At 70.8% G+C, this 26,968-nt stretch carries 19 protein-coding genes; 13 read left to right on the forward strand and 6 right to left on the reverse strand.

From position 1 onward, the window contains the following. Positions 1–62 precede the first annotated feature (62 nt). From OJ997_RS07220 to OJ997_RS07265, 10 genes are read left to right on the forward strand one after another with little or no spacing between them, the layout of a single operon-like run. A complete protein-coding gene (locus OJ997_RS07220) occupies positions 63–1,007 on the forward strand; it encodes a transketolase family protein (protein WP_270024393.1) in 945 nt (314 codons plus the stop codon). Continuing rightward, entirely contained in the window at positions 1,004–2,335 is a 1,332-nt protein-coding gene (locus OJ997_RS07225) for an FGGY family carbohydrate kinase (RefSeq protein WP_270024394.1), read from the forward strand. The genes OJ997_RS07220 and OJ997_RS07225 overlap by 4 nt, the downstream gene beginning before the upstream one ends. Next, positions 2,332–3,321 carry a sugar-binding transcriptional regulator gene (locus OJ997_RS07230; protein ID WP_270024395.1) on the forward strand — a complete coding sequence of 330 codons (990 nt, stop codon included), beginning with the start codon at positions 2,332–2,334 and terminating at the stop codon, positions 3,319–3,321. Before OJ997_RS07225 ends, OJ997_RS07230 begins: the two co-directional genes overlap by 4 nt. Then, positions 3,318–3,944: a DUF2291 family protein gene (locus OJ997_RS07235; RefSeq protein ID WP_270024396.1), complete on the forward strand. Its 627-nt coding sequence runs from the start codon at positions 3,318–3,320 to the stop codon at positions 3,942–3,944. Before OJ997_RS07230 ends, OJ997_RS07235 begins: the two co-directional genes overlap by 4 nt. An 8-nt stretch (positions 3,945–3,952) precedes the next feature. Further along, positions 3,953–5,449, forward strand: coding sequence for a sugar ABC transporter ATP-binding protein (locus tag OJ997_RS07240; protein ID WP_272599470.1), 1,497 nt, complete (start codon positions 3,953–3,955; stop codon positions 5,447–5,449). A 14-nt stretch (positions 5,450–5,463) separates the two neighbouring features. Continuing rightward, on the forward strand, positions 5,464–6,537 hold the full coding sequence (locus OJ997_RS07245; protein ID WP_270024398.1) for an ABC transporter permease: 1,074 nt from the start codon (positions 5,464–5,466) through the stop codon (positions 6,535–6,537). A 25-nt stretch (positions 6,538–6,562) separates the two neighbouring features. After that, positions 6,563–7,564 carry a D-ribose ABC transporter substrate-binding protein gene (locus OJ997_RS07250; protein WP_270024399.1) on the forward strand — a complete coding sequence of 334 codons (1,002 nt, stop codon included), beginning with the start codon at positions 6,563–6,565 and terminating at the stop codon, positions 7,562–7,564. An 8-nt stretch (positions 7,565–7,572) separates the two neighbouring features. Continuing rightward, a complete protein-coding gene (locus OJ997_RS07255) occupies positions 7,573–10,131 on the forward strand; it encodes a DUF1593 domain-containing protein (RefSeq protein ID WP_270024400.1) in 2,559 nt (852 codons plus the stop codon). Next, positions 10,128–11,957 (forward strand): DUF1593 domain-containing protein, encoded by a 1,830-nt coding sequence (locus OJ997_RS07260; protein ID WP_270024401.1) that lies wholly within the window; start codon positions 10,128–10,130, stop codon positions 11,955–11,957. The genes OJ997_RS07255 and OJ997_RS07260 overlap by 4 nt, the downstream gene beginning before the upstream one ends. Continuing rightward, positions 11,954–13,867, forward strand: a complete 1,914-nt coding sequence (locus OJ997_RS07265) for a DUF1593 domain-containing protein (protein WP_270024402.1) — start codon at positions 11,954–11,956, stop codon at positions 13,865–13,867. Before OJ997_RS07260 ends, OJ997_RS07265 begins: the two co-directional genes overlap by 4 nt. A gap of 38 nt (positions 13,868–13,905) precedes the next feature. Here OJ997_RS07265 and OJ997_RS07270 read toward each other — a convergent pair whose 3' ends face one another. Continuing rightward, positions 13,906–15,096, reverse strand: coding sequence for a threonine/serine exporter family protein (locus OJ997_RS07270; protein ID WP_270024403.1), 1,191 nt, complete (start codon positions 15,094–15,096; stop codon positions 13,906–13,908). A gap of 36 nt (positions 15,097–15,132) precedes the next feature. Next, the gene (locus tag OJ997_RS07275) at positions 15,133–15,729 is read right to left on the reverse strand and encodes a TetR/AcrR family transcriptional regulator (protein WP_270024404.1); all 597 of its coding nucleotides are present in this window, start codon (positions 15,727–15,729) and stop codon (positions 15,133–15,135) included. 180 nt (positions 15,730–15,909) lie between these two features. Here OJ997_RS07275 and OJ997_RS07280 point away from each other — a divergent pair, with 180 nt between their 5' ends. Together OJ997_RS07280 and OJ997_RS07285 are read left to right on the forward strand one after the other, a co-directional pair. Continuing rightward, a complete protein-coding gene (locus tag OJ997_RS07280) occupies positions 15,910–19,968 on the forward strand; it encodes a ThuA domain-containing protein (RefSeq protein WP_270024405.1) in 4,059 nt (1,352 codons plus the stop codon). After that, positions 19,965–21,332, forward strand: coding sequence for a sugar phosphate isomerase/epimerase family protein (locus OJ997_RS07285; RefSeq protein WP_270024406.1), 1,368 nt, complete (start codon positions 19,965–19,967; stop codon positions 21,330–21,332). The genes OJ997_RS07280 and OJ997_RS07285 overlap by 4 nt, the downstream gene beginning before the upstream one ends. A gap of 66 nt (positions 21,333–21,398) precedes the next feature. On the opposite strand, the gene OJ997_RS07290 is transcribed toward OJ997_RS07285, so the two are convergent. After that, on the reverse strand, positions 21,399–23,030 hold the full coding sequence (locus tag OJ997_RS07290) for a calcium-binding protein (RefSeq protein WP_270024407.1): 1,632 nt from the start codon (positions 23,028–23,030) through the stop codon (positions 21,399–21,401). Between the two features lie 106 nt (positions 23,031–23,136). Between OJ997_RS07290 and OJ997_RS07295 the strand changes: the two genes are divergently transcribed. Next, the gene (locus OJ997_RS07295) at positions 23,137–25,785 is read left to right on the forward strand and encodes a hypothetical protein (RefSeq protein WP_270024408.1); all 2,649 of its coding nucleotides are present in this window, start codon (positions 23,137–23,139) and stop codon (positions 25,783–25,785) included. Here the strand turns inward: OJ997_RS07295 and OJ997_RS07300 are convergent. From OJ997_RS07300 to OJ997_RS07310, 3 genes are all read right to left on the reverse strand, one after another. Continuing rightward, the gene (locus OJ997_RS07300) at positions 25,782–26,117 is read right to left on the reverse strand and encodes a hypothetical protein (protein ID WP_270024409.1); all 336 of its coding nucleotides are present in this window, start codon (positions 26,115–26,117) and stop codon (positions 25,782–25,784) included. The two genes, OJ997_RS07295 and OJ997_RS07300, sit on opposite strands and share 4 nt — an antisense overlap. A gap of 61 nt (positions 26,118–26,178) precedes the next feature. Beyond that, on the reverse strand, positions 26,179–26,862 hold the full coding sequence (locus tag OJ997_RS07305; RefSeq protein WP_270024410.1) for a hypothetical protein: 684 nt from the start codon (positions 26,860–26,862) through the stop codon (positions 26,179–26,181). Further along, positions 26,793–26,957, reverse strand: a complete 165-nt coding sequence (locus OJ997_RS07310; protein WP_270024411.1) for a hypothetical protein — start codon at positions 26,955–26,957, stop codon at positions 26,793–26,795. The genes OJ997_RS07305 and OJ997_RS07310 overlap by 70 nt, the downstream gene beginning before the upstream one ends. Positions 26,958–26,968: the final 11 nt, after the last annotated feature.

Genomic DNA, 26,968 nt, shown 5'->3' on the forward strand with positions numbered 1-26,968 from the left:
CTGAAGACCGTGCACGACACGGCCGGCGCCGTGGATCAGGGGCCCCGGGGCGGCGGCGCGAGATGAGCGAGCGCTTCGACTGCCGTGACGCGTTCCAGCGCACGCTGATCGACCTCGCGACCCACGACGAGCGGATCGTCGCCGTCGTGAACGACAGCGTGGGCTCGTCCAAGCTGGGCGGCTTCGAGAAGGCCTTCCCGGACCGCCTGATCAACGTCGGGATCGCCGAGCAGAACATGGTCGGCGTCGGCGCCGGGCTCGCCAACGGCGGGCGGATCCCGTTCGTCTCGGGCGCGGCGCCGTTCCTCACCGGGCGCGCGCTGGAGCAGATCAAGGCCGACGTCGCCTACTCGAACGCGAACGTGAAGCTGTGCGGGCAGTCGCCGGGCATGGCCTACGGCGAGCTCGGCCCGACGCACCACTCGATCGAGGACCTCGCGTGGCTGCGGGCGATCGCGAACCTGCCGGTGATCGTGCCGGCCGACCCGGTCGAGACCGAGGCCGTGATCCGCTGGGCGGCCGCCACCCAAGGCCCGATGTTCATCCGCATCGCGCGCTTCCCGGTCACGCAGCTGCACCGCGCCGACTACACGTTCCGGCTCGGCCGCGCGACCACGCTGCGTGAAGGCGCCGACGTCACGCTGATCGCCTGCGGCACGATGGTCGAGCGGGCGCTCGAGGCGGCGACGCTGCTCGCGACCCGCGGGATCGGCGCACGCGTGCTGAACATGCCGACCGTCCGCCCGATCGACCGCGAGGCCGTGATCGCGGCCGCGGAGCAGACGGGCGCGATCGTCACGATCGAGGAGCACACCGTGCACGGCGGACTCGGCGGCGCCGTTGCCGAGGTGGTCGCGACCGAGCGGCCGACCCCGATGCGGCTGCTCGGCGTGCCCGGCGTGTTCGCGCCGACGGGCTCGGTCGAGGCCCTGTTCACGCGCTTCGGGCTGACCGCCGACGGCATCCTCGACGCGGCGCTCGCGCTCGTGGGACGGGCGGCGGCATGACCGTGCTCGCGATCGACCAGGGCACCTCCAGCACGAAGGGCGTGCTGGTCGCCGACGACGGGATCGTGCTCGCGCGCGCGAGTGCGCGCGTGAGCTGCTCGTTCCCGCATCCGGGCTGGGTCGAGCAGGACGCCGACGAGATCTGGGAGAGCGTGCAGGCCGTGATCGCCGCGATGCCGCTCGGCACGCCGATCGACGCGATCGCGCTCTCCACCCAGCGCGAGTCGGCGGTCGTGTGGTCCGGCGACTTCGTCAGCCCCGTGATCGGCTGGCAGGACGCGCGGACGGCACCCGACTGCGACCGCCTGCGCGAGCACGAGGCGTTCGTGCGCGCCCGCACCGGGCTCGCGCTGGACCCGATGTTCAGCGCGACCAAGCTGCACACGTTGCTCGACGGCCGCGACGACCGGCACGCGGGCACGATCGACGCGTTTCTCATCCATCGCCTGACGGGCGAGTTCGCGATCGAGGCCGGCAACGCCTCGCGCACGCTGCTGATGAACCTGGAGACGCTCGACTGGGACCCCGAGCTGTGCGCGCTGTTCGGCGTGCCGCTCCACACGCTGCCGGAGATCCGACGCTCCGACGCGGGCTTCGGAGAGCACCGCGGCATCCCTCTCGCCGCGGTGCTCGCCGACAGCCACGCCGCGCTCTACGCGCACGGCGCCGCGAAGGCCACGTACGGGACGGGCAGCAGCGTGATGGTCCCGTCCGACGCGTCCGTCGACGGCCTCGCGCACACGCTCGCCTGGCTCACGGACAAGCCCGTGTACGCCGTCGAGGGCAACATCCTCGCCAGCGCGGCGGCGCTCGACTGGATGGCGCGCACGCTGCACGTGGACCGGCTCGAGCCGCTCGCGCTCGACGCGACCACGACCGACGGCGTCCATCTCGTGCCGGCGTTCAGCGGCCTCGGCGCGCCGCACTGGGACCGCGGGGCGAGCGGCGTGATCGCGGGGCTCACGCTCGGCACGCGGCCGAAGCACCTCGCGCGCGCGGCGTTCGAGTCGGTCGCGCATCAGATCTGCGACATCCTCGACCTGGTCGGACTTGAGGCGCTGCACGCCGACGGCGGCGCGACCGCGAGCGCGCTGCTGATGCAGCTGCAGGCCGACCTGTCCGGCCGGCCGGTGCACGTGAGCGCCTCGCCCGAGATGTCCGCACTGGGCGCCGCCGACCTCGCCGCCGGCGGGCGCCGCGAGCGTCCCGTCCGCACGTTCGAACCCGCCATCTCCGACGACGAGCGCCACACCCGGCGCGAGGCGTGGCACGCGGCCGTCCGCCGCTCGCGGATGGCGACCCCCGAGCTGGAAGCGAGCCTGCGATGACCCCGACCCCGCTGCTGCGGCTGATGACCAAGGTCGCGCGCCTGTACTACGAGCAGGGGCTGCGCCAGGCGGAGATCGCCGACCGGCTCGACCTCAGCCAGTCGCGTGTGAGCCGCCTGCTCAAGCAGGCCGAGAAGGAGGGCATCGTGCGGATCACGGTCGCGGTGCCGTCGGGCTTCCACGCCGAGCTCGAGGACCGCCTGCAGGTGCTCTACGGCCTGCGCGAGGCGGTCGTCGTCGACTGCGAGCACGACGACGACCAGGAGGCGCTGCGCGCGATCGGCGCCGCGGCGGCCGCGTACCTGGAGACGACGCTGACCGCCGGCGAGATCCTCGGCATCTCGAGCTGGAGCGAGACGCTGCTGGCGATGCTGGACAACATGCACCCCTCGGCCCAGCCCGGCGCCGAGGCCGTGGTGCAGATCCTCGGCGGCTCCGGCAACCCCGCCGCCGAGGGCCACGCGACGCGGCTCACCAGCCGGCTCGCGCAGCTCGTCGGCGGCGAGGCGCGCTTCCTGCCGGCGCCGGGCGTGGTCGGCTCGCGCGAGAGCCGCCGCGCGCTGCTCGACGACCCGTTCGTCGCGGCCGCGATGCGCTGGATGGAGGAGATCACGCTCGCCATCGTCGGCATCGGCGCGCTCACGCCGTCGAAGCTGCTCGCCGCGTCCGGCAACGTGTTCACGGCGCAGGAGCTGCACGAGCTGGAGGACATGGGCGCCGTCGGCGACATCTGTCTGCGCTTCTTCGACGCCGAAGGCGTACCGGTCGCTTCGTCACTGGACGAGCGCGTGATCGGGCTCGACCTCGAGCAGATCAAGCAGCCGCGGCGCACGCTTGCGCTGGCCGGCGGGCCGCGCAAGTTCGCCGCGATCCAGGGCGCGCTGCGCGGGCGTTTCGTCAACGTGCTGATCACGGACCGCTTCACCGCCGAGCGCCTCGCCGGCGACTGGAGCACGGTGCCGCATGACGACGAGGTGACGGCGTGAAGGTGCGCGCGATCGGCGCCGCCATCGCGGTGCTCGTGCTGGGCGCGATGCTGCTCGACGCGAGCTGGCGCTCTGACGACGAGCCGCTCGCGGCGACCAACGGCCGCGAGGCCTTCGATGCCGCCAAGTTCGGCAAGGACAACTTCGCCCCCAAGGTCGTGCCGGAGCTGGAGAAGCGCGCGGTCGAGCTGACCGAGCTGGTCCCCGCGCTGGAGCAGGACGCCGACGCGGCGGGCGAGCAGTACGGCGTGCGCCAGGGCAACAGCCCCTACAACTTCGCCGTCCGCGGCGAGGGCAAGGCGAAGCAGGTCGACGGCAACATCGTCGAGCTCGACGTCGAAGGCGTGCCGTCCGACGTCACCGTCGCGCTGCAGATCGGCCCCGCGATCAACGGCAGCGCGCTGCGTGACGCGAGCGGGCTGTTCGACTTCAACGACTTCCTCAACCAGGTGGACTACGCGGGCGCGGGCACGGCGCTCAACAACGAGGTCAAGACCACCGTGCTCGCCGACCTCGACCGCGAGGCGCTGGAAGGCAAGACGCTCACGTTCCTCGGCGCCTTCACGTACCTCGCGCCGACCGCGATCACGATCACGCCCGCGCAGCTCGAGGTGTCCTCGTGAGCGCCGTGATGACCGCGCGCGGCGTGACGAAGGTGTTCGGCGCCACGCACGCGCTCACGGGCGTCGACTTCGACGTCCAGCGCGGTCGCGTCACGGCGCTGTTCGGCGAGAACGGCGCCGGCAAGTCGACGCTGATGAAGATCCTCGCCGGCATCGAGCAGCCCACCACGGGTGAGCTCGAGCTCGACGGCGAGCCGGTGACGCTGCCCTCGCCGCGCGCGGCGGCCGATCGCGGCGTGGTGATCATCCACCAGGAGCTCTCGCTGTTCCCGAACATGAGCGTGGCGGACAACCTATTCATGGCGCGCGAGCGGGTGCGCAACGGCGTGATGGTCGACGACCGCGCCCAGCGCGAGACGGCGACCGCGCTGCTGGAGCGGCTCGAGGAGCCGATCGACCCCCGCACCGACGTGGGGGAGCTGCGGCTCGGGCAGCAGCAGATCGTCGAGATCGCGCGGGCGCTGGCGCAGGACGCGCGCGTGCTGATCATGGACGAGCCGACCTCCGCGCTGTCCGCCGCCGAGGTCGAGGTGCTGTTCCGGATCATGCGCGAGCTGACCGCGGACGGCGTCGCGATCGTCTACATCTCTCACCACCTCGAGGAGGCGTTGGAGATCGCGGACACGATCGTCGTCCTGCGCGACGGCGGCCTGGTCGCGAGCGCCGAGGCTGCCGACGTCGACCTCGGCTGGATCGTCGAGCACATGGTCGGCCGCCGCCAGGACGAGCTGTTCCCCGACGAGCACGGCGAGCAGGGCGAAGTGCTCCTGCGTGTGCACGACCTCAGCGTCGCCGACCCGCGCAACCCCGGCCGGCTGTCCGTCGACGGCGTGGATCTCACGGTGCGCGCGGGCGAGATCGTCGGCCTCTACGGGCTGATGGGCGCGGGCCGCACGGAGCTGCTCGAAGCGCTCGCGGGGCGGCTGCGCGCGGTCACCGGCGAGGTCGAGATCGACGGCGCGCTGATCGAGGGCCCGGTCGCGGCGCGGATCGCGCGCGGGCTCACGCTCGTGCCCGAGGACCGCCAGCGCGACGGGCTCGTCCAGTCGATGTCGGTCGGCCAGAACCTGTCGCTCGCGGGGCTGCGGCGCTTCATCCGCGGGCCGCTCGTCTCGGCCGATCGCGAGCGGGAGGCCGTCGCGAGCACGATGCGCGACGTCACCGTCAAGGCGTCCGGTCCGGACGCGCCGATCACGTCGCTCAGCGGCGGCAACCAGCAGAAGGTCGTGCTCGGCAAGGCGCTGCTCACGCAGCCGCGCGTGCTGCTGCTCGACGAGCCGACGCGCGGCATCGACGTCGGCGCCAAGGCCGACATCTTCACGCTCATGACCGAGCTCGCGGGACGCGGGGTGGCGGTGCTGTTCGCCACCTCCGAGCTCGAGGAAGCGCTGCACGTGCCCGACCGCCTGCTGGTCATGGCGAAGGGCAAGGTCGTCCGCGAGCTTCGGAGAGGAGCCGCGAGCCGGGAGGAGATCATGGTCGCATCGGAAGGGGGCGCGCGATGACGGTCGCCCCACCCATGAGCGTCGCGGACGCGCCGGCGCAGGGCGAGGGCAAGCGCCTGAAGGCCTTCAACGCCGTGCTCGAGCTGCGCGCGTTCATCGCGCTGATCGTGATCATCGTCGTGTTCGGCCTGCTGTCCGACGCGTACCTGACGTGGGACAACCTCGTCACGATGACCAAGCACGTCGCGATCAACGCGATCTTGGCCATCGGGATGCTGATGGTGATCCTCACCGGCGGCATCGACCTCTCGGTCGGCTCGATCGTCGGGCTGGCGGGGATCGTCGCGGGCGTGCTGCTCGAGGGGTTGCACCTCGGGTTCGCGAACACCGTCCTGTACCTGCCGGTGTGGGGCGTGGTCATCGTCGCGCTGCTGGTCGGCACCGGCGTCGGCGCCGTCAACGGGGCGCTGGTGACGCGCTTCAACGTCGCCCCGTTCATCGCCACCCTCGGCACCTTGTACATGGCGCGCGGAGTCGCGCTGCTGATCTCGGGTGGCGAGACGTACCCGAACCTCGGCGGTCGGCCGGAGCTCGGCAACACCGGCTTCGACTTCCTCGGCACGGGCAAGATCGTCGGCATCCCGGTGTCGATCTGGCTGATGGTCGCGTTCGGGATCGCGGCCGTGTTCCTCACACGCAAGACGCCGTTCGGGCGCTGGGTCTACGCCCTCGGCGGCAACGCACGCGCCGCCGAGCTCTCCGGGGTTCCGGTCCGGAAGGTCACGATGCGCGTGTACATGATCAGCGGGCTGTGCGCCGCGATGGCCGGGCTGATCATCGCCTCGGAGCTCACCTCCGCGGCACCGCAGGCAGGGGAGACGTTCGAGCTCAACGCGATCGCCGCCGTGGTCATCGGCGGGGCGTCGTTGAGCGGAGGTCGTGGAGCCGTGCGCGGCGCGCTGATCGGCGCGTTCGTCATCGGCTTCCTCGCCGACGGCCTGGTGATCCTCGGCGTCTCGACGTTCTGGCAGATCGTGATCAAGGGCGCGGTGATCGTGCTCGCGGTGATCCTCGATCAGAGCCAGCAGAAGATCCAGCGTCGCGGAGCCGCGATCGCGGCCGCCGCGGCAACGCAACCACAGAAGTAGGAGGAGAGAGATGTTTCTGAAAGGGATGCGGGGTCGACTCGCGATCCTCGGCGTGGCCGCGGTCAGCGCGCTCACCGTGGGCGCCTGCGGGTCCGACGAGGAGCCGAGCGGTTCGGCGAGCAACAGCGGCACCGCCACGACGGAGGCCAAGGCCGAGGCGGGTGGGCTGATCGCGATCATCACGCCGGCGAGCGACAACCCGTTCTTCAAGGCCGAGGCGGACGCCGCGGACGCCAAGGCCAAGGAGCTCGGCTACGAGACCTCGGTCGCGTCGCACGACGACGACCCGAACAAGCAGTCGCAGCTGATCGACACCGCCATCAGCCGCAAGGCGAAGGCGATCATCCTCGACAACGCCGGCGCGGACGCGTCGATCGGCGCGGTCAAGAAGGCCAAGGACGCCGGCATCCCCGTGTTCCTGATCGACCGCGAGATCAATGAGACCGGCATCGCGGCCGCGCAGATCGTCTCCAACAACGCGCAGGGCGCGCAGCTCGGCGCCCAGGAGTTCGTCAAGGCGATGGGCGGCAAGGGCAAGTACGTCGAGCTCGTCGGCAAGGAGACCGACACCAACGCCGGCGTGCGCTCGGGTGGCTACGCGGACGTGATCGGCCAGGTGCCGGACCTGAAGGAGGTCGACAAGCAGTCGGCCAACTGGGACCAGCAGGAGGCGTTCACCAAGGTCGAGACGATCCTGCAGCGCAGCAAGGACATCGACGGCATCATCGCCGGCAACGACACGATGGCCCTCGGCGCCGTCGCCGCGGTCAAGGCCGCGGGCCTCACCGACAAGATCAAGATCGTCGGCTTCGACGGCTCCCCCGACGCGATCGCCGCCATCAAGGACGGCGGCATGCAGGCGACGGTGCTGCAGCCGGCCGCGCTGATCGCCGAGATGGCGGTCGAGCAGGCCAACCAGCTGATCACGACGGGCGAGACGGGCCAGCCGGAGAAGCAGTCGATCGACTGCGAGCTCATCACCGCCGAGAACGCCGACGACTACGGCGTGTTCGCCAAGAAGAGCTGAGGTTCGTCATGAGGAGGAGAGGGCTTATCGGGGCGGCGGTCGCCGCCCTGGCGTTCGTGGTCGCCGCGCCCGCGGTGGCCGAAGCGGCGAAGCCGCGCACGATCCTCACCACCGACGGTGAGGTCGACGACATCGACACGATGATCCGCTGGTTCCTGTACTCGAACGAGATGACCCCCGTCGGGCTCGTCTACAGCAGCTCGCAGTGGCACTGGAAGGGGGACGGCAAGGGGACGCTGTACACGTCGGAGACGCGCGGCGGCGCGCCGCGCACCGACCTGCGCTGGGTCCGGAGCCTGAAGTGCGACGTGCCGACGGTGCCGTGCACGAACCCGAACCCGGGCGAGACCTGGATCCAGGAGCTGATCGACCTCTACGGGGAGAGCTACGACACCCTCAAGCAGCACGATCCGAGCTATCCGACGCCGGCGCACCTGAAGAGCCTGGTGCGGATCGGCAACATCGAGTTCGAGGGCGAGATGGCGAAGGACACGGCCGGCTCGGACCTGATCAAGGACGTCCTGCTCGACGACGATCCGTCGCCGGTGTACCTGCAGATCTGGGGTGGCACGAACACGGTCGCGCGGGCGCTGAAGTCGATCGAGGACCAGTACAAGGGCACGCCCCAGTGGGACGCGATCTACGCGAAGGTGTCCAAGAAGGCCGTGATCTACACGGTGCTCGACCAGGACGTCACCTACAACCGCTACGTGCTGCCGAACTGGCCGCAGATCCGCGTGATCTACAACGCCGACCAGTTCTGGAGCTTCGCCTACCAGTGGCGCTCGCGGGTGCCGGTGGAGCTGCGGCCGTACCTGCAGGGCCCGTGGCTGAACCAGAACATCTTCAACGGCCACGGCCCGCTGATGGCCAAGTACTACCGCTACGGCGACGGCAGGCAGCTCAAGGGCGACGAGTCCGATCACCGGCAGGGGCTCGACATGAACCCGGCGACGCTGGGCGACTTCATCTCCGAGGGCGACACGCCCGCGTACCTGCACCTGATGGACACCGGCCTGCGCAGCACCGACAACCCGACCTGGGGCGGCTGGGGCGGGCGCTTCACCCAGAGCCCGACCAACCCGTACCGCGTCGAGGACCTGCCGAACACGCGGGACTTCAACCCGTACGCGGTGACCAACACGACCACGGTCCTGCCCGCCGCGGCGGGCGCGACGCAGCTGTACGTCGCCAGCATCAGCGCGATCGGCGCCGGCCTGCCGGTGACGATCGGCGGCGTCACGCGCACGGTGGCGAGCGTGGGCACGGCGCAGGGCGCGAACACGACGCTGCTGGCTCCGGCCGCGGCGGGCGCGACGAACATCAAGGTGCCGTCGCTCAACGGGTTCGTCGTCGGCCAGAAGCTGCTGCTCAACACCGGCGCGGGCCAGGAGACGCCGACGATCACCGAGGTCGGTACCGCCGGCACCGCGACGGCGCTGGCGGGAGCGCACACCGTGGGGGCGACGAACCTCAAGGTCGCCTCGGTCACCAACCTCGCAGTGGGTGACACGCTCACGGTCGACAACGCCGCCAACGCCGAGACCGTCACGATCACGTCCGTCGGCACGGCGGGCGCGACCGGCACGGGCGTCGGCGTCACACCCGCGCTCGCGCTCGCGCACGCCAACAACGCCGCGGTGCGCAACCAGAGCAAGCCGGGCACCGGCATCACGTTCACCCCGGCGCTGGCCGCGACGCACGCCATGGCCACCGGCGTCCGCGGGGCGGGCTCGGGCGTCACGCTCGCGCAGCCGCTGACCGAGGCCCTGCCCACGGGCACGACGATCTCCAGCAACTGGAACACGACCTACCCGCAGACGCGCTGGGTGGACGTGATCCAGAACGACTGGGCCGCGCGCGCGGACTGGATGGTCAAGTCCTACGAGGACGCCAACCATGCGCCGACCGTCACCACGCCGCACCCGGACATGGTGTTCGCGCCGGGCCAGCGCGTCGCGCTCAGCGGCGGCGCGGTCGACCCCGACGGCGACGCCGTGACGTTCAAGTGGTGGCAGTACTACGAGGCCGACACCTACGCGGGCCGGGTCGCCATCGACGGTGCCGACACGCGCGAGGCGAGCTTCGTCGTGCCCGCCGACGCGAAGAAGGGCGACACGATCCACGCGATCCTCGAGGTCAAGGACGCGGGCACGCCCACGCTGACCAAGTACCAGCGCGTGGTGGTGACCGTCGGGGAGAACGTCCCCGGGACGGTCGGCGGCACGGTGCCGGCGACCCTGTCGCTGACGCTCGGCGCTCCGGCCTCGTTCGGCGCGTTCGTGCCGGGCACCGCCAAGGAGTACACGGCGCCCACGGACGTGACCGTGACGAGCACGGCGGGGGACGCGGCGCTGAGCGTGAGCGACCCCGGCCACATGACCAACGGCGCGTTCTCGCTGCCCGAACCGCTGCGGGTCGAGCTGGCCAAGTCCTCGTGGACCGGACCGGTCTCCAACGACAAGGTCGGCGTCACGTTCAAGCAGCTCATCAGGGCCAATGACGCGCTGCGCACCGGCAGCTACAGCAAGACGGTCACGTTCACCCTCGCGACGACGTCGCCATGAGACGGCTGCTGTTCGCAGTGGTCGTCGTCGCCGCGCTGCTCTCGGGCAGCGCGGCGGCGCAGGCCGCCAAGCCGCGCGTGATCCTCACGCAGGACGGCGAGGTGGACGACATGGACTCGTTCATCCGCTACCTCTACTACGCGAACGAGTTCGACACCGCGGGGATCATCTACACGTCCTCGACGTACCACTACGCGGGCAACGGAACCACCGTGCAGCCGTTCCGCTGGACGGGCACCGCGTGGCTGAACCAGTACCTGGACCGGTACGCGCAGATCCGGCCGAACCTCGTCAAGCACGCCGACGGCTACCCGACCGTCGAGCACCTGCGGTCGCTCTACAAGCTCGGCAACATCACCGACGTCGGTGAGTCCGAGCAGGTCACCGAAGGGTCGGAGTGGATCAAGCAGGTGCTGCTCGACGACGACCCGCGTCCGCTGTACGTGCAGGCGTGGGGCGGCAACAACACCACCGCGCGGGCGCTGAAGTCGATCGAGGAGCAGTACAAGGGCACGCCCGCCTGGGACGGGGTCGTGGCCAAGATCAACCGCAAGGTCACGCTCTACAACATCCTCGACCAGGACCCGACGCTCAACGCGTACATCAAGCCGAGCTGGCCGGGCATCAAGATCATCGACAACCAGCGGCAGTTCTGGTCGTTCGCGTACCTGTGGCCGTTCGTCACGCCGGTCCCGCACCAGGCCGTGCTGCGCGCGCCGTGGATGGAGGCCAACCTGCTCAACGGCAAGGGGCCGCTGATGGAGCAGTACCGGACCTACCGCGACGGCAAGCCGACGCCGGGCGACAACGAGAACAACCGCTGGCGGCCGGAGGAGTCGGAGGCGAACCAGAACGTCGGCTACGGCGTCCACGACTTCATCTCCGAGGGCGACTCGCCGGCCTACATGTTCCTGTTCGACTTCAACGGGCTGCGGTCGAGCGAGGACCCGACCTGGGGCGGCTGGGGCGGACGCTTCGCGCCGAACGCCACGGGCTGGATCGACGCCGAGGACGACTTCCCGTACACGGAGCCGGGCGGGCTGGGCACCTACCTGACGACCCGGCGCGCCTATCCGCTCACGCGCTGGTTCACCGACCTCCAGAACGACTTCGCCTCACGGGTCGCCTGGGGCGTCGCGGACACCTACGCGGGCGCGAACCATCCGCCCGTCGTCTCGGCCCCGTTCTTGAACGCGGTCTACGCGCCGGGCCAGCGAGTGGCATTGAGCGGAACGGCGTCCGACCCCGACGGCAACGCGCTCACCTACCGGTGGTGGCAGTACCACGAGGCCGACACCTACGCGGGCAGGATCACGCTCGACGGGGCGGGCACGGCCAGCGCGTCGTTCGTCGTCCCGGCGGACGCCAAGAAGGGCGACACGATCCACGTGATCCTCGACGTCAAGGACGCGGGGACGCCGTCGATCAGCCGCTACGCGCGAGTCGTGATCACGGTCGGGGAGAACGTCCCTCACGTGGTCGGCGGCACGGTGCCGGCGACGCTCGCCCTGAACATCACGCCGGCCTCGTTCGGCGCGTTCATCCCGGGCGTCACGAAGGAGTACACGGCGCCCACCACGGCGACCGTGACCTCGACCGCCGGTGACGCGACGCTCAGCGTCTCCGACCTCGGCCACCTGACCAACGGTGCGTTCGCTCTGCCGGAACCGCTGCGGGTGGAGCTCGGCAAGGCGTCTTGGACCGGCCCGACGTCCAACGAGCCGGTGCCGGTGACGTTCGAGCAGCTCGTCAAGTCCACCGACGCGCTGCGCACCGGCACGTACAGCAGGACCGTCACGTTCACCCTCTCCACGACGAGCCCATGACCCGATTGATCGTGCTGTTCGCGCTGGCCGTGTTCGCGGTCATCGCCCCCGCCGCGGCGCAGGCGCAGACGCCCAAGCCGCGCGCCGTCCTCCTGCTCGACCCCGAGCTCGACGACCAGAACACCCTCATCCGCTACCTGCTCTACGCCAACGAGCTCGACACGCAGGGGATCCTGTACCAGAGCTCCGGCGTCCACTGGGCCGGGGACGGCAAGGGCACGTTGTGGTCGGTGCCCGGCCGTGAGTACGCGAGCCGCAACCTGTGCCCGTGCACGTCGTGGCGCTGGAAGGAGGGCGAGCGCTTCATCGACGAGGCGGTCGACCTCTACGAGCAGGTCTATCCGAACCTGAAGGTGCACAACGCGGACTACCCGGCGCCGGCGGACCTGCGCTCGAAGATCTACAAGGGCAACATCGAGTTCGACACCGACATCTCCAAGGACACGGCCGGCTCGAATCGGATCAAGGAGCTGCTGCTCGACGACAACCCGGCCCGGGTCTACCTGCTCACGGGCGCGGGGCACAGCTCGGTCGCCCGCGCGCTGAAGTCGATCAAGCAGCAGTACGAGGGCACGCCGCAGTGGCCGGCGATCTACGAGAAGGTCGTCCGCAAGGCGTACATCCAGTCCTGGGGCGACCAGGACAACACGTACGCGACCTACATCCGCCCGAACTGGCCGGACGTCTACTACCGCAACATGTCGGCGGGCGTGTGGGGCTACGGCGCGCGCAACGCGATCCTGCCGGCCGACCGCTCCCTGCTCGACCCGGCGTGGATGAAGGCGAACGTGTCCGACGTCGGCCCGTTCGGCAGCTTCTACCGCGTATGGGGCGACGGCAAGCAGATGGTCCCCGGCGACATCTTCGACTTCTTCGGCTTCAGCGGCCTGACGGCGGCGCAGCTGACCGAGATGGGCTACGCGGTCTGGACCGGCATCCAGGCGCCCGGCGCGTGGATCTCCGAAGGTGACACGCCGATCTTCATGAACCAGATCGACAACGGCCTGCGCGCCGGCGACGATCCCTCCTACGGCGGCTGGGCCGGTCGCAGCGCCCAGGACGTCAACCCGGCGACGGGCACGCCGAACAACAACTACGCGTCCGCGCGCTGGTTCCGCACCGCGCAGAACGACTTCGCGGCCCGCATGAAGTGGACGGTCACGCCGACGTTCGCGGGGGCCAACCACGAGCCGGTCGTGTCGGTCAACGGGCCGCTGAACGTCACGGCGGCGCCGGGCGAGACGGTCAAGCTCGAAGGCCTGGCGACCGACCCGGACGGGCACGCGCTGACGTTCAAGTGGTGGCAGTACACGGACGCGGACACGTACCCGGGTGCCGTCGTGCTGAACGGCAGCGGGCGCAACGTGTCCTTCGAGGTGCCGGCCAACAGCGTCGTGCCAGTCAACGCCGTGCCCGGCCAGACGATCCACCTGATCCTCGAGGTCACCGACGACGGGACGCCGGCGATGACGAGCTACCAGCGCGTGGTCGTCACGGTCAGCGCCCGCACGACGCAGTACGCGGCGGCTTCGGTCGCGCCGGTGCTGTCCGTGTCGGTGGGCGCGGCGCCCAACTTCGGCGCGCTCGTCCCGGGCACGGCGAAGGTCTACACCGCGACCTCCACGGCGACGGTCACGTCGACCGCGGGTGAGGCGGTGCTGTCGATCCACGACATCAGCCCGCTCAGCCCGGGCAAGCTGGTGAACGGATCGCACGCGTTGGCGTCGCCGATCAAGGTCAACGGTGGCACGTTGAGCGGTTCGCCGCTGACGGTGAAGACGTACCCCGGGCCGGCGACGTCCGACGTGACGACGCTCACGTTCGAGCAGCCGCTGGCGGCGACGGACACGCTGCGGACGGGCTCTTACTCCAAGAGCCTGACCTACACGCTGGCGACGACGACGCCGTAGCCACGACGGTCACGCGCGAAGATAAAGGCCCTGGGTCTTTATCTTCGCGCCGCGCCGACCGCGCCGCCGACGAGCACGCCGAGCGCGATCGCGATGATCGCCGCGACCGCCGCCGTGACCGTCGCGAAGCCCGTCGACGCGTCCGCCGCGAGCTCGGTCGCGGACAGCACGCCGAGGCTGCCGGGGACGAGCAGCCAGAAGGCCGGGAGGAAGATCGCCAGTTGCGGTGGGCCGTGCGGGAGGCGGTTGACGACGGCGGCGGTGAACGCCGCGGCGACGCCGCCGACGAACCCGCCGAGGACCGGTCCGCCCGCCTCCTGCCCGGCGGCCTGCACGGTCGCCGTGACGATCAGCACCAGCAGCAGCCACGGGAGTGCGCCGGGCGGGGCGGAGAGGTGCACGTAGACGCCGACGCCGACGAGCAGCACGCCCGCCACGGTCGCCAGTCGGCCGAGGTCGTCGAGCCGCGTGTTCGCGAGCTCGTCCGGGCCGATGCCGACCACCCGCGCGGCGAGGAACAGCCCGAAGCTGAGCAGCAGCACCTGCACCGCGCCGAACGCGAGCCGCGCGGCGCCCGCGACCATCGCTCCGGCCGTGACCTCGCTCATGCCGGTGACGATCAGCGCGCCCGGCAGCAGGACGGCGATCGGCGCGAGCGCGGTGCGCAGCGGCGCGTCGAGCAGGTCCAGCCGCGCCGCCGCGAACACGAGGCAGCCGGCGGCGAACGCGGCCAGCACCGGCGTGAGCACGCGCAGCACCTGCGCGCGGTCGGCGACGAGGTCGAGCCCCGCGACCACCAGCGCGGCCGCGGTCGCCGCGAGCGCGCTGGCCACGGTCGGCTGCAGCACGAGCGCCACGCCCGCGGCCTGGGGGAGGAGCGCCAGCGCCACGAGTGAGCGCCGCAGCCGCGGCGGCATCTCGCGCACGGCCCGCAGCTCGGCCAGCGCGCGCTCCGCGTCGAGCTCGCCCGCGAGCAGCGCGCCCGTCAGCTCCTCGACACGCGCGGCCTGGTCGAACCGCAGCTGTGGCCCGACGGACGCGAACCCCACCGACTCGCTCGCGCCCAGGCTCACGAAGATCCCGGTCGGCGTGGCCGCCGACCGCACGTCCGGTGCGCCGAGCGCGGCGCCCACGCGGCACACCGCGGCCTCGACCTCGTGCACGGGCCGCCCGGCCGCCAGCTCGGCGACCCCCAGCTCGAGCAGCAGCTCCCGGACCGTGGTGGGCAAGCCGGAGATCCTGGCAGGGCCCGGAGCCCGTTGCGGCTACTCCTTCACGAAGAAGTCGAGCAGATCCGAGAAGACCTGCTCGACGTCGATCGCCTCGTGGTCGATCTGGTCCTGCAGCTGCAGGCCGTCCAGCACGGCGACGAGCGCGGTTGCGAGCGTCTCGGCCGGCAGCGCGTCGGGGACGCGGCCCTCGGCCTGCGCGCCGGCGATCATCGTCGCGAACTCGGCGCGGATCATCCGGTAGCGGTCGACGAAGTACTCGTGCGCGGGGTGCGCGGGATCCACGCTCTCGGCCGAGAGGATCGTGTAGAGCTGGGCGAGGCCGCGGCGCTCGGCGCGGTACGCGGCGGTCTTGCGCACCGCGTTGGTGAGCGTGATGCCCTCGGTTTGGCTGAGCTGCTCCGCGTGCTCGCGATCCTGCTCGTCGCGGCGCGACAGCACGGCGATCAGCAGCTTCACCTTGGACGGGAAGTGATGCAAAACCCCCTGGCGGGAGACGCCGACTTCTGCCGCAATCGAGTCGATAGACGCACCCCGGTATCCGCGGGCGGCGAAGGCCACGACCGCCGCGTCGAGGATGGCATCACGCGTCGCGCGGCCTTCGGCGGTGGTGAACGTCGGGGTCCGCGGCATGCGTCAACAGTAGCCGTGTCCGGGGGAGGGCGTGGAGTGACACGCGTCAGCTTTTTGCCTACCCCGCGCAATCTTTGGTCTGGTACTTGACGGAACGACCTACGGGTCAGTAGGTTGCTGGCGTGGAGGAACGTCCACGCCGGTGTCTGGGCCGGTGTGGACGCACATCGAGAGGAGAACATGTTCAGGTCAGGCACCGCTGTGGGCCTGCTCGCGGCTGCGTTGGCGCTGGGTGCGCCGGCGACGGGCGCGGCCAAGAGCACACCCAAGATCAAGCTGCGCACCGTGGGCACGCCGCCCACGACCGCCGCGCCCGGCGCGTCGTTCACGCTCAAGGGCCAGCTGATCAACGCCGCGCGCACGACGCAGCGGCCGAAGCTGACGATCACGCTGCGGCGCACGAAGACGTCGAAGGCGATCAAGCTCACGACGAAGACGCTGGCGCGCGTGAAGGCCGGCAAGACGCTGCGCTTCAGCGCCACGGTCAAGGTCCCGGCGAGCCTTGCCAATGGCAGCTACTACGTCCGCACCTGCGTGTCCGGCGCCTGCAAGTACTCGACGAAGCGCCTGACGGTGCGCAAGCCCGCCGTCACCCCGGCGCCGACCCCGACGCCCACGCCCGTGACCCCCGGCGCGACCGCGACGCCGACCCCGACCGCGACGCCCGGCCCGATCGAGCCCACGCTCGACTTCCCGGCGACGACGGGTGAGTTCGACGTGCTCGTCTTCCACAAGGGCGCCGACACCACCGTGGCGACGATCCGCGAGCTCGGCAAGACCGAGAAGTTCGGCGTGGCCGTGACCGGCGACGCGACCGCGTTCAGCGAGGCGTACCTCAAGCGCTACCGCACGGTGGTCTTCGCGGGCGTCACCGGCGATGTGCTCAGCGATGCGCAGCAGAACGAGTTCGTGAGCTACTTCAAGGAGGGCGGCGGCTTCCTCGCCCTCGGCGACGCGATCGCCGCCGAGCCCGGCTGGGACTTCCTGACCGGCGTCCTCGGCGCCCGCGCGAAGGGCGCGCCCGCCGCGTCCGCGCCGGCCACGATCAAGGTCGCCGACCGCGGCCACGTCGCCACCCGCACGCTCCCGCAGTCCTGGAAGGTCACCGACGCCTTCCCGAACTTCGACACGAACGTCCGCGGCGTCGCGCACGTGCTCGCGACCGTCGACGAGCACACCTACACGGGCGGCACGATGGGCTTCGACCACCCGATCGCCTGGTGCAAGAACTACCAGGGCGGGCGCTCGTTCTACTCCGGCCTGTCCTCGTTCACGACCAAGGACGCGCAGGAGCACCTCGCCGGCGCGATCGAGTGGACGGGCGGCGTCGCCGACCGCATCTACAGCGACTGCGGCGCGACCGTCGTGGCCAACTACCAGCAGACCAAGATCTCGGCCCCGCCGAACCTGAACGAGCCGATCGGCTTCGACATCCTGCCGGACGGCCGCGTGCTGCAGACCGCGCGCAACGGCCAGCTGCGCCTGCACGACCCGGTCAAGGGCGAGACGAAGGTCATCGCCACGCTCCCGGTCTACACGAACTCCGAGGACGGCCTGTACGGCCCGGCGGTCGACAACGACTTCGCCACCAACCAGTGGGTCTACCTGTACTACGCGCCGCAGACCGTCAGCGTGAAGAAGTGCGACGGCACCACGGCCAACGTGACGACCGGCGCAGGCTCCGCGCCCGAGACGGCCGCCGACCCGTGCGTGTGGCAGGACCAGTGGAGCGGCTACTTCCAGCTCTCGCGCTTCAAGTTCGTCGACGGTGAGACCCCGTCGCTGGACCTGGGCTCGGAGCAGAAGATCCTCAAGGTCGACAACGACCGCGGCGCGTGCTGCCACGTCGGTGGCGACATCGACTTCGACAAGCATGGGAACCTGTGGCTCGTCACGGGTGACGACACCCCGTCGGGCGGCGGCAACTCGGGCGGCTTCGCGCCGTTCAACGACTCCAAGCTCGACGAGAAGCAGACGGTCACGGCGACCGCGCCGTTCACGCTGACCTTCGACGGCCAGACGACGACGCAGCTCACCGCCACCGCGACGGCGGACCAGATCAAGGCCGCGCTCGAGGCGCTCGCGAACGTCGCGCCCGGCGACGTGATCGTCACCGGCTCCGCCGCGAGCGCGACCGTGCAGTTCGACGGCGCCTACGCGGAGCGCAGCGTGCCGGCGCTGACCGCGACCGGCGCCACGATCGCCACCACCCAGGAGGGTGGCTGGTTCAACGCGCCGTACGTCGACGCCCGCCGCACCGCCCAGAACACCAACGACCTGCGCGGCAAGGTGCTGCGCATCAAGGTCAAGGGCGACGGCTCCTACGAGATCCCGCAGGGCAACCTGTTCCCGCTCATCAACGGCGAGCCGGTCGCCAAGACGCGCCCGGAGATCTACGCGATGGGCTTCCGCAACCCGTTCCGGATCCAGGTCGACGAGCACGATGTCGCGTACGTGACGGACTACTCGCCCGACTCGGCGGTGCCGGAGAACTTCCGCGGCCCGGCGGGCACGGGGCGCGTGGAGATCGTGCGCAAGCCGTCCAACTACGGCTGGCCGCTGTGCGCCTCGCCGTCGCTCCCGTACTACCGCTGGAACTTCAACACGAGCAAGCCGCTCGACGCGACCCCGACGCAGCACGACTGCGAAGACCCGACGAAGGGGCCGAAGAACGAGTCGCGCTGGAACACCGGCTTGGACCACGCGCCCGCGCTCACCGCGCCGGACATCTGGTACTCGTTCCGCGACAACGCGGAGCCCGCGCTCGGCACCCCGTGCCTGGCCTACTACGACGGCTCCGGCGGCACCTGCCCGCAGCTGTTCCCGGAGCTCGGCAACCGCGGCGGCGTCGCTCCGCACGGCGCGGTCAAGTACACGTTCGACCCGAGCAACCCGAGCGAGACGAAGTTCCCCGCGTACTACGACGACGCGGTCTTCCTCGGCGAGTTCGGCCAGGACGTCCTGCGCGAGGTCCGCCTCGACGACAAGGGCGGGATCTTCAAGATCAACGACATCCTGGACTGCGGCGACTTCTCCGCGGACCGCACGTCGCTGCCGTTCGAGTGCGACGGCCCGATGGACATGCAGTTCGGGGCCGACGGCGCCTTCTACCTGCTGACCTACGGCGACGGCTTCTTCAGCCCGAACCCGGACGCCGGCATGTACAAGTTCGAGTACGTCGGCGGCAAGCGCAAGCCGCAGGCGCAGCTGAACACGAACGTCACCAACGGGCGCGCGCCGCTGAACGTGCAGTTCTCGTCCGACGGCTCGCGCGACCCCGACCCGGGCGACTCGATCAGCTACGCCTGGGACTTCGACAACAACGGCTCGGTCGACTCGATCGACCCGAACCCGAGCTTCATCTACACCGCCAACGGCGTCTACACGGCCAAGCTGACCGTGACCGACTCCAGCGGCAACATCGACATCAAGACCACGCAGATCACGGTCGGCAACACGCAGCCGAAGATCACGATCACGACCCCGGCCGAAGGCGGCTTCTTCGACTGGGGCGACAAGATCCCGTTCACCGTCACGGTCGAGGACGCCGAGGACGGCCCGGGCGACTGCTCGAAGGTCGAAGTCACGTTCGTGCTGCTGCACGACGACCACGGCCACGGCGAGCAGAACCTGCTCGGCTGCTCGGGCACGCTGCAGACGGTCGCCGAGGACATCAACCACGGCGGGCATCTGGCCGGTGGCATCAGCGTCACCTACACCGACCAGGGCGCCAACGGGCAGCCCGCGCTCACCACGATCCAGCAGACCGTCGTCCAGGCGAAGAAGCACGAGGGCGAGCTCATGACCTCGCGCTCGGGCACCGCGTCCGGGACCTCGTTCCTCGGCGCGCCGTCCTACGCGTCCAGCCTGGACCCGGGCGACTGGGTCGCCGTCAACCGCAAGATCGATCTCCGGGGGATCTCCGGGATCACCGTCAACGTCGCGTCCTGCGGCGCGACGGTGGGGGCGCCGGGCGGCTCGCTCGAGCTGCGGCTCGACTCGCCGACCGGCCCGCTCCTGAAGGCCATCGACATCAAGGTCACCGACAACGGCCCGTACTGCGCGTACGTGCCGGCGTTCACGACGGTGACCACACCCGTCACCGACCCCGGTGGCGCGCACACCCTGTACCTCGTCCCGAAGGCCGTGGACGGGGGACTCGCCAAGGACCTGTTCCTCGTCGACTCCATCCAGTTCGACGGGGACGGCATCGGCACTCTCAAGGAGGAAACGAAGTGAAGGTTCGTTCGAAGCTCGCCGGCCTCGCCGCCGCGGGCCTGGCCGCGACGGCGATCGCGGCGCCCGCGGGCGCCCAGACCCCGACGGGCGAGATCCCGAAGGACAAGATCTCCTTCCAGCTCTACAACTTCCTGATCCCGGTGTTCGGGGCGTTCCCGCTCGGGGACGGCACGTTCTTCCCGCCGGGCGGGACGCCGAACTCGCCGGAGGGCCAGCGCACGGCCGTCCTGAACGTGTTCGACCAGATGTCCGCGAACGGCTTCAAGTCGTTCGAGAACTTCAACGGCACCTTCGGCTGGACGGCCGCGGAGTACCGCGAGAAGTTCGAGAGCCGTGGCCTGCACGCGGTCGCCGATCACGGCACGGTCGACGAGGGCTCGTGGGACGCCCGCCTCGCCGAGGCCAAGGCGCTGGGCCTGAAGTACGTCGGCTCCGGCGGCTGGCCGGCCGGCACGAACATGAACACGGTCGAGGGCGCCAGGAACATGGGCGCCGTGCTCAACCGCCTCGGCACCAAGGCGCGCGCCCAGGGCCTGTGGGTCTACGGCCACAACCACGACGCCGAGTTCTCCACGAAGCTCCAGTACGACACCAACGGTGACGGCGTCCTGGAGACGGTGCCCGCGCTCGAGGTCGTCATCCTCAACACGGACCCGTCGCTGGTCACCTTCGAGATCGACGTGCACTGGATCCTCGAGGGCCTCAAGTACGACCAGGACGCGGCCATCGCGTTCATCCGCAAGTACTCCAAGCGGATCTCGATGCTGCACGTCAAGGGCTCGGATCCGACCAAGAACCCGCAGACGATCCCGTCCACGGACATGTCGCGCGTCACCGACGCCGGCGGCCCGAACGACGTGACCCGGTGGGCGGACATCTTCGCGGCCGCGGCCGACGTGGACTACTACCACTGGGAGTACGACCTCGCGCTCGATCCGTTCGCCTCGTCGAAGGTCGCGTTCAAGCTCATGAACGAGCTCAAGTTCGGCAAGGTCCGCGACGAGCCGGGCACCGTGGGCGGCACCGTTCCGGCCACGCTGTCGCTGACGCTCGGCGCTCCGGGCACGTTCGGCGCGTTCACGCCGGGCGTGGACAAGGAGTACACCGCCACCACCAAGGCGACCGTGCTCTCCACCGCGGGCGACGCGACGCTCTCCGCGAGCGACCCGGGGTACCTGACCAACGGCGCGTTCTCGCTCGCCGAGCCGCTGCGCGTCGAGTTCTCCAAGTCCGCCTGGACGGCGCCGACGACCAACGAGAGCGTCGACGTCACGTTCAAGCAGCTGGTCAAGCGCACGGACCCGCTCCGCACGGGCTCGTACTCGAAGACCGTCACCTTCACGCTGAGCACCACTCAGCCGTGAGCGAACGAGGCCGGCGCTGAGCGGAGCTCCCCCCGCGTCGGCGCCGGCCTCGATGTTCGACGGTCGCTACTTGATGAGCTGAGACGGCTTGGCGCGCGGCAGGACCGTGCGCTCGCCGTCGAGGCTCAGGACGGTCTTGCCGTTGACCGTCTTCGCGGCCTTCGTGAGCTGGATGACGACGTTGTCGCCCGCGCCGCCGTCGGTGACGTCCTGGCCCGGGCCGCCGAGCACGACGTCGTCGCCGTCGTTGCCGAGCAGCGTGTCGTTGCCGGCGCCGCCGATCAGGATGTCGTCGCCGGCACCGCCCGTGAGGGTGAGCGCGATGGCGTTCGCGGCGGTCTGGGACGCGTCGATCACGTCGTCGCCGGCGAGCGCGTTGACCGTCAGGCGGTCGGTGCCCGCGACGGCGTTGCCGACGTCGGTGCGGACGGCCAGGCCGAGCACGGACGCGTTGGCGCCGGAACCGAGCACGGTGACGACGTCATCGCCGTTGGTGGCGTTGGTGATCACGTTGTCGGCCGCGTTGTCGTTGAGGCCGAGGTCGGGGGAGACCGTGCGCAGGTCCGTGCCGGACAGGTCGTTGACCGTGATCGTGTCCGCGCCGCCCAGCGCCTTGGCGTCGATGGTCTCGACGTCGTTGAGGTCCATGACGATGTTCGCGATGTCGCGCGTGAACAGCACGCGGCCGCCGTTGGCCTGGACCGTCATGCGCTCGTTGATGTTCGAGCCGTTGAACAGCATCGTGTCGCTGCCGTCCTGGCCCTCGATGACGTCGTTGCCGTCGCCCGGATCCCATTGGAAGACGTCGTCGCCGGCGCCCGTCAGCCCGACGTCGTTGCCCTGCTGGCCGTCGACGAAGTCGTTGCCGTCGCCGCCGAGGATCACGTCGTTGCCGTTGGAGCCGAGCAGGTTGTCGTTGCCCGTCCCACCGTCGGTCGTCATCTTGATCAGCGCGGCGAGGTTGCCGGTGGCGCTGGCGCGGTCGTCTCCGCCGTTGGCGTTGAGCGTGAGGTTCTCGGACGTGCCGATGTCGATCGCGAACGGCGCCGGGTCGAGCCGGTCGAAGCGCACGCGGGTGCCGTTGGCGGTGGTCGTGAACTGCTCGGTGCCGTTGCCGCCGTTGACCTCCACCGTGTCGGTGCCGGTCCCGCCCTCGTTGAGGTCGGTGTCGTCGCCCGGGCTCCAGACCAGCCGGTCGTTGCCGGCCTGCCCGAACGCCTGGTCGTCGGCGTCGCCGCCGGTCAGCGTGTCGTTGTCGTTGCCGCCGAACAGCAGGTCGAAGCCGCCCTTGCCGAGCAGCGTGTCGTTGCCGGCCTCGCCGAACAGCTGGTCGTTGCCGCTGCCCGCGGTCAGCACGTCGTTGCCGGAGCCGCCGAACAGGTTGGTCCTCGGCAGCGCGCCGTTGACCTCGCTGAGCGTGAGCGTGTCGTTGCCCGCCAGGCCGAAGACCTGGATGAGGGACACGTTGGCCACGGTCGGCGTGCCGCCGACGGTCGCGACTGCGCCGCCGTTGACCAGGATCTGGCCGGCCGCGTTGCGGCTGACGGCGATGTTGTTGTCCAGGTTGTCGCCCGTGATCGTGAGCACGCCGTTGCTGTTGAACGACGACGTCACGGCCGCCTGCGCGGAGGCGGTGAGGACGGCGAGCATGCTCGCCGCGAGCACACCGCCGGAGAGGAGTCGAGTGCGAATGGTCATTGCCAGAACCAGACGCCCCGGGACCGAGTTCATTCCTTCGTAAGAGATGTTGTCCACACCGTGGGTACGTTCCGGGCGCTGCTCCACACGAACCAGGGGGGACGGGATGAGGGCGCTACTCGCCGTGGGCTTCACGCTGTTGGCAGCTGGGACCGCGGAAGCGCAGGAACGGTCGTACACCTACGTGCCGATCGGCGGCTTCGGGTGGGATTCGATCAGCGTCGCCAACGACGTCAACGCGACGGGCCAGGTGGCCGGCCATGGGGGCACGCCGGGCGTGATGAAGGCGCTGCGCTGGCAGGACGGGCAGGTCACCAACCTGGGCGCGATCAACGTCGGCGGCCAGAGCATCGGCAACGGCATCAACGACGCGGGCGACGTGGTCGGCCACACGCATCCGGTCAGCAACTACGAGCCGTCGCACCTGTTCGTGTACCGGGACGGGAAGATGACCGATCTCGGGCAGGCGCTCGGCGGGTCGGTGCCCAGCTCGGGCAAGGAGATCAACAACGCGGGCTGGATCATCGGCGACCAGGGCAACCGGGGCTTCCTCTACCGCAACGGCACGTTCACCGACCTCGGATCGTTCGGCGGGTCCACGACGGCGGAGGACCTCAACGAGCGCGGGCAGGTCGTCGGCTGGTCGCTCAAGTCAGGCGGGCCGCATCACGCGTTCGTGTGGGAGAACGGCAAGCTGCGCGATCTCGGCGTGCTCGGGCCGGACACCGAGGCGACGCAGGCGTTCGCGATCAATGACGCGGGCACGATCGTCGGCTCCTCGCAGGGGGATTCGCTGAAGATCGAGCCGGTGATCTGGGAAGGCGGAGGGCCGATCGAGGCGCTGCCGTCGCTCGGCGACGGCGGCTACCCGACCGACCTCAACGAGCGCGGCGAGATCGTCGGGTCCGCGCGGACGCCGACGAGCCCCTATCTCAACCAGGGCCACGCGGTCATGTGGGCGGACGGCGAGATCTACGACCTGAACGACATCACCACCAACCTGCCCGACGACGTGCAGCTCGAGGGGGCCTACGGCATCAACGAGGACGGCGTCATCGTCGGTGACACCTGCAGCAGCTACTGCGATCCCGGCAAGACCGCGGCCTGGCACGGCTACATGCTCGTCCCGGAAGGCCGGCCCGTGCCGGTACCGCAGCCGGTCCTGACCGACATCTCCAGCCACGCCCGGAAGATCACCGTCGCCGGGCCCCAGCCGACCAGCGCCCAGGGCCAGTGGGGTGACGCCCTGCAGTTCGCCGGTGGCCGGCTGCAGACGCCGCAGTTCGAGGTGCCCCTCACGCACAACTTCTCCGCCTGGCTCAAGCCCGATGGCCGCCCCGGCGAGCAGGTCGTCGCCGACCTCGGCGGTGTCGCCCGGTTCGTCTACGACGGCACCCAGCAGCGTCTGAGCTACTCGGTCGTCGACGGCGGCGGGCGGGTCATCACCGCCGCCACCCCGCCCGGGAGCTTCCCGGCGTCGTCAGCCCGTCGCTTGGTGGCGGCGGGGCGGGCGAAGACGGGCGAGCTCGTCGTCTCGATCGCGGGCATCACGTACTGCGCCGCGTCCAAGCTGACCTCGGTGGCCCGCGGCGACGGCGTCACCCCGATCAGCTTCGGCAGCGTCGCCGACGGCAGCCGCCCGTTCTACGGCGTGATTGAGTACCCGGGCGTCAGCCCTGCCGCCATCAGCAACACGGACCACCGGCCGACGTGGTGGCCCTACTCCGGCGCGAACATGCTCGTGTACGTCTTCTACGACGTTGATCAGAAGCCGAGCGGCGACGACTACGAGCCGCCGCCGACCGTGCCGACGACGCCGTGCCGCGTGGTGGCGGACCCGACGCCGACGCTCACGCCGACGAGCACGCCCACGCCGACGAGCACGCCCACGCCGACGAGCACGCCCACGCCGACGAGCACGCCCACGCCGACGAGCACGCCCACGCCGACGAGCACGCCCACGCCGACGAGCACGCCCACGCCGACGAGCACGCCCTCGCCGACGAGCACGCCCACGCCGACGCCCACGGCAACGCCGTCGCCCACCGCGACGCCCACGCCGACGGCGACGCCGGTTCGCACCCCGACGCCGACGCCGACCGCACCTCCGGTCACGACGCCTGCTCCGACCCCGACGGCGACGCCGGTTCGCACCCCGACCCCGACGCCGTCCCCGTCCCCGACGGCCACCCCGGTCGCGACGCCGTCCGTCCCGGTGTTCGCGCCGAGCGCGCCGGCGATCACCGCGCCCGCGTCCTACAGCTGGAGCCGCACCGCCACGTTCACGCTCTCCGGCACCTCACAGCCGGGCGTCACCGTCGAGCTCTTCGACGGCGGCACGTCGTTCGGCACCACGACCGCGACCGCGGCGGGCACGTGGTCACGCGCCGTGACCGTCCCGAGTGACGGCGGGTACGTGTTCACCGCGAAGGCGCGCACGCTCGGCGGCACGTCGCCGGACTCGAGCTGGCGCGTGATCCAGGTCGACACGCGCGCGCCCGCGGCGCCGGTCATCACCGCGCCGATCTCCAGCACCGGCTCGTCGTTCACGCTCACCGGGACGGCCGAGGCGGGCACGATCGTCGAGGTGTTCGAGAACGGCTCCTCCCGGGGCACGAGCTCCGTGAGCGGCGGGAAGTGGACGAAGTCCTTCACCGGCACGCCGAGCGGGAGCCGCACGTTCACGGCCAGGGCCACGGACTTGGCCGGCAACGTCTCGGCGACCTCCGCGGGGTACTACCTGACGGTCAGCTAGACGAGCGCGTGGCGGGCGTCACGGTCCAGCTCCGTGACGTCGTCCACGCGGCGGAACTCGACGCGGAACCCGTTCGGGTCCACGGTCACCCGACCGAAGCTGAAGGCCTGCGAGGGGTCGAGCGTGCGCAGCCACTTGGCGCGGCGCGCGGCGGCGCTGGCGCTCGTGGGCTGGAAAGCGACGTGGGGCGCGTGGGGATCGAGCTGGCGAGCACGGGTCGTCGCCCAGTCCTCGTATTCGTCCGCGGCACGCTGCACGGCGATGGCGGGGTGTGGGCACGCGTACGCGACGCGCTCTCCCTCCTCAACGTCAATGTCGGCGACGAACACCATGTGCGGTGTCTACAGAAGCCGCAGAACGCGGGTACGAGGTGCCTCCCCCGTAGGTGGGAGGTCAGCGCAGGAACGTGAGCGGCGGCGCCCAAGCGCGATCGCCGTCGGGCCACGCGCGGTCGCCGCCGTCCGGCACCACGAGCACCGGGGCGCGCACGTGCTCGAAGGCCCGCCGCGAGCGCCGGTCCTCCAGCGTGGCCCGGGGGGTGACGATCAGCTCGACGTCAGAGCCCGCGCGCTCGGGCCCGCGCGCGAACGCCGCCGGGCCCATCTCGGACCGCCAGTCGCCGAGTGCGCCGGCCGCGACCTCCGCGACCCGCTCACTCGCCGGCGAGTCCGGTCCGGCCACGTGCAGCACGACCCGCTGGCTGACGCTGACGCGCTGCCGGATGCGGCGCGACGCGGCGGGGGAGACCGCGAGCAGCGGGTGCGGCAGCGCGCGGCACAGCTGTCGTAGCCGTGCCGCGTCGCCGCTCCAGGGTATCACGACCGCGACGACCCAGTCGTGCTCCGCGATCGTGCCTCTCCGCCCAGGCCGTCCTTCCTCGTCGCGCGGGACGACCGGGATCGGCGCCCACGCGACTTCGAGTCCCTCCGCCAGCCGCAGGCCGATCCGCTCACACGCCCGGGCCTCCGGGGAGCCGTCGTCGAGCGTGAGGATGTACGGGACGTCGGTCAGCGCACCGCCTCGTGATCGGCCCCGCTGAGGTCGTCGTGGTAGGCCTCGCGCATGTCCCAGCCGCACGCCGTGCACTCCACGTCCGCGGGCGGGGACGGAACGCCGCGCGCCGGCGTCTCGGCGTCCGGCTCGCGGTGCAGCAGTCGGTTGAACAGACCCATGCGTGATCTCC

This window comes from Solirubrobacter phytolaccae (genome assembly GCF_027587195.1).
GTDB classification, from domain to species: domain Bacteria; phylum Actinomycetota; class Thermoleophilia; order Solirubrobacterales; family Solirubrobacteraceae; genus Solirubrobacter; species Solirubrobacter phytolaccae.

What these genes read in the sequence shown, in the direction of transcription:
- OJ997_RS07220 (WP_270024393.1), top strand. Translation starts at nt 63, where the DNA reads ATGAGCGAGCGCTTCGACTGCCGTGACGCGTTCCAGCGCACGCTGATC.
- OJ997_RS07225 (WP_270024394.1), top strand. Translation starts at nt 1,004, where the DNA reads ATGACCGTGCTCGCGATCGACCAGGGCACCTCCAGCACGAAGGGCGTG.
- OJ997_RS07230 (WP_270024395.1), top strand. Translation starts at nt 2,332, where the DNA reads ATGACCCCGACCCCGCTGCTGCGGCTGATGACCAAGGTCGCGCGCCTG.
- OJ997_RS07240 (WP_272599470.1), top strand. Translation starts at nt 3,953, where the DNA reads ATGACCGCGCGCGGCGTGACGAAGGTGTTCGGCGCCACGCACGCGCTC.
- OJ997_RS07245 (WP_270024398.1), top strand. Translation starts at nt 5,464, where the DNA reads ATGAGCGTCGCGGACGCGCCGGCGCAGGGCGAGGGCAAGCGCCTGAAG.
- OJ997_RS07250 (WP_270024399.1), top strand. Translation starts at nt 6,563, where the DNA reads ATGCGGGGTCGACTCGCGATCCTCGGCGTGGCCGCGGTCAGCGCGCTC.
- OJ997_RS07255 (WP_270024400.1), top strand. Translation starts at nt 7,573, where the DNA reads ATGAGGAGGAGAGGGCTTATCGGGGCGGCGGTCGCCGCCCTGGCGTTC.
- OJ997_RS07260 (WP_270024401.1), top strand. Translation starts at nt 10,128, where the DNA reads ATGAGACGGCTGCTGTTCGCAGTGGTCGTCGTCGCCGCGCTGCTCTCG.
- OJ997_RS07265 (WP_270024402.1), top strand. Translation starts at nt 11,954, where the DNA reads ATGACCCGATTGATCGTGCTGTTCGCGCTGGCCGTGTTCGCGGTCATC.
- OJ997_RS07275 (WP_270024404.1), bottom strand. Translation starts at nt 15,729, where the DNA reads ATGCCGCGGACCCCGACGTTCACCACCGCCGAAGGCCGCGCGACGCGT.
- OJ997_RS07280 (WP_270024405.1), top strand. Translation starts at nt 15,910, where the DNA reads ATGTTCAGGTCAGGCACCGCTGTGGGCCTGCTCGCGGCTGCGTTGGCG.
- OJ997_RS07290 (WP_270024407.1), bottom strand. Translation starts at nt 23,030, where the DNA reads ATGACCATTCGCACTCGACTCCTCTCCGGCGGTGTGCTCGCGGCGAGC.
- OJ997_RS07295 (WP_270024408.1), top strand. Translation starts at nt 23,137, where the DNA reads ATGAGGGCGCTACTCGCCGTGGGCTTCACGCTGTTGGCAGCTGGGACC.
- OJ997_RS07300 (WP_270024409.1), bottom strand. Translation starts at nt 26,117, where the DNA reads ATGGTGTTCGTCGCCGACATTGACGTTGAGGAGGGAGAGCGCGTCGCG.
- OJ997_RS07310 (WP_270024411.1), bottom strand. Translation starts at nt 26,957, where the DNA reads ATGGGTCTGTTCAACCGACTGCTGCACCGCGAGCCGGACGCCGAGACG.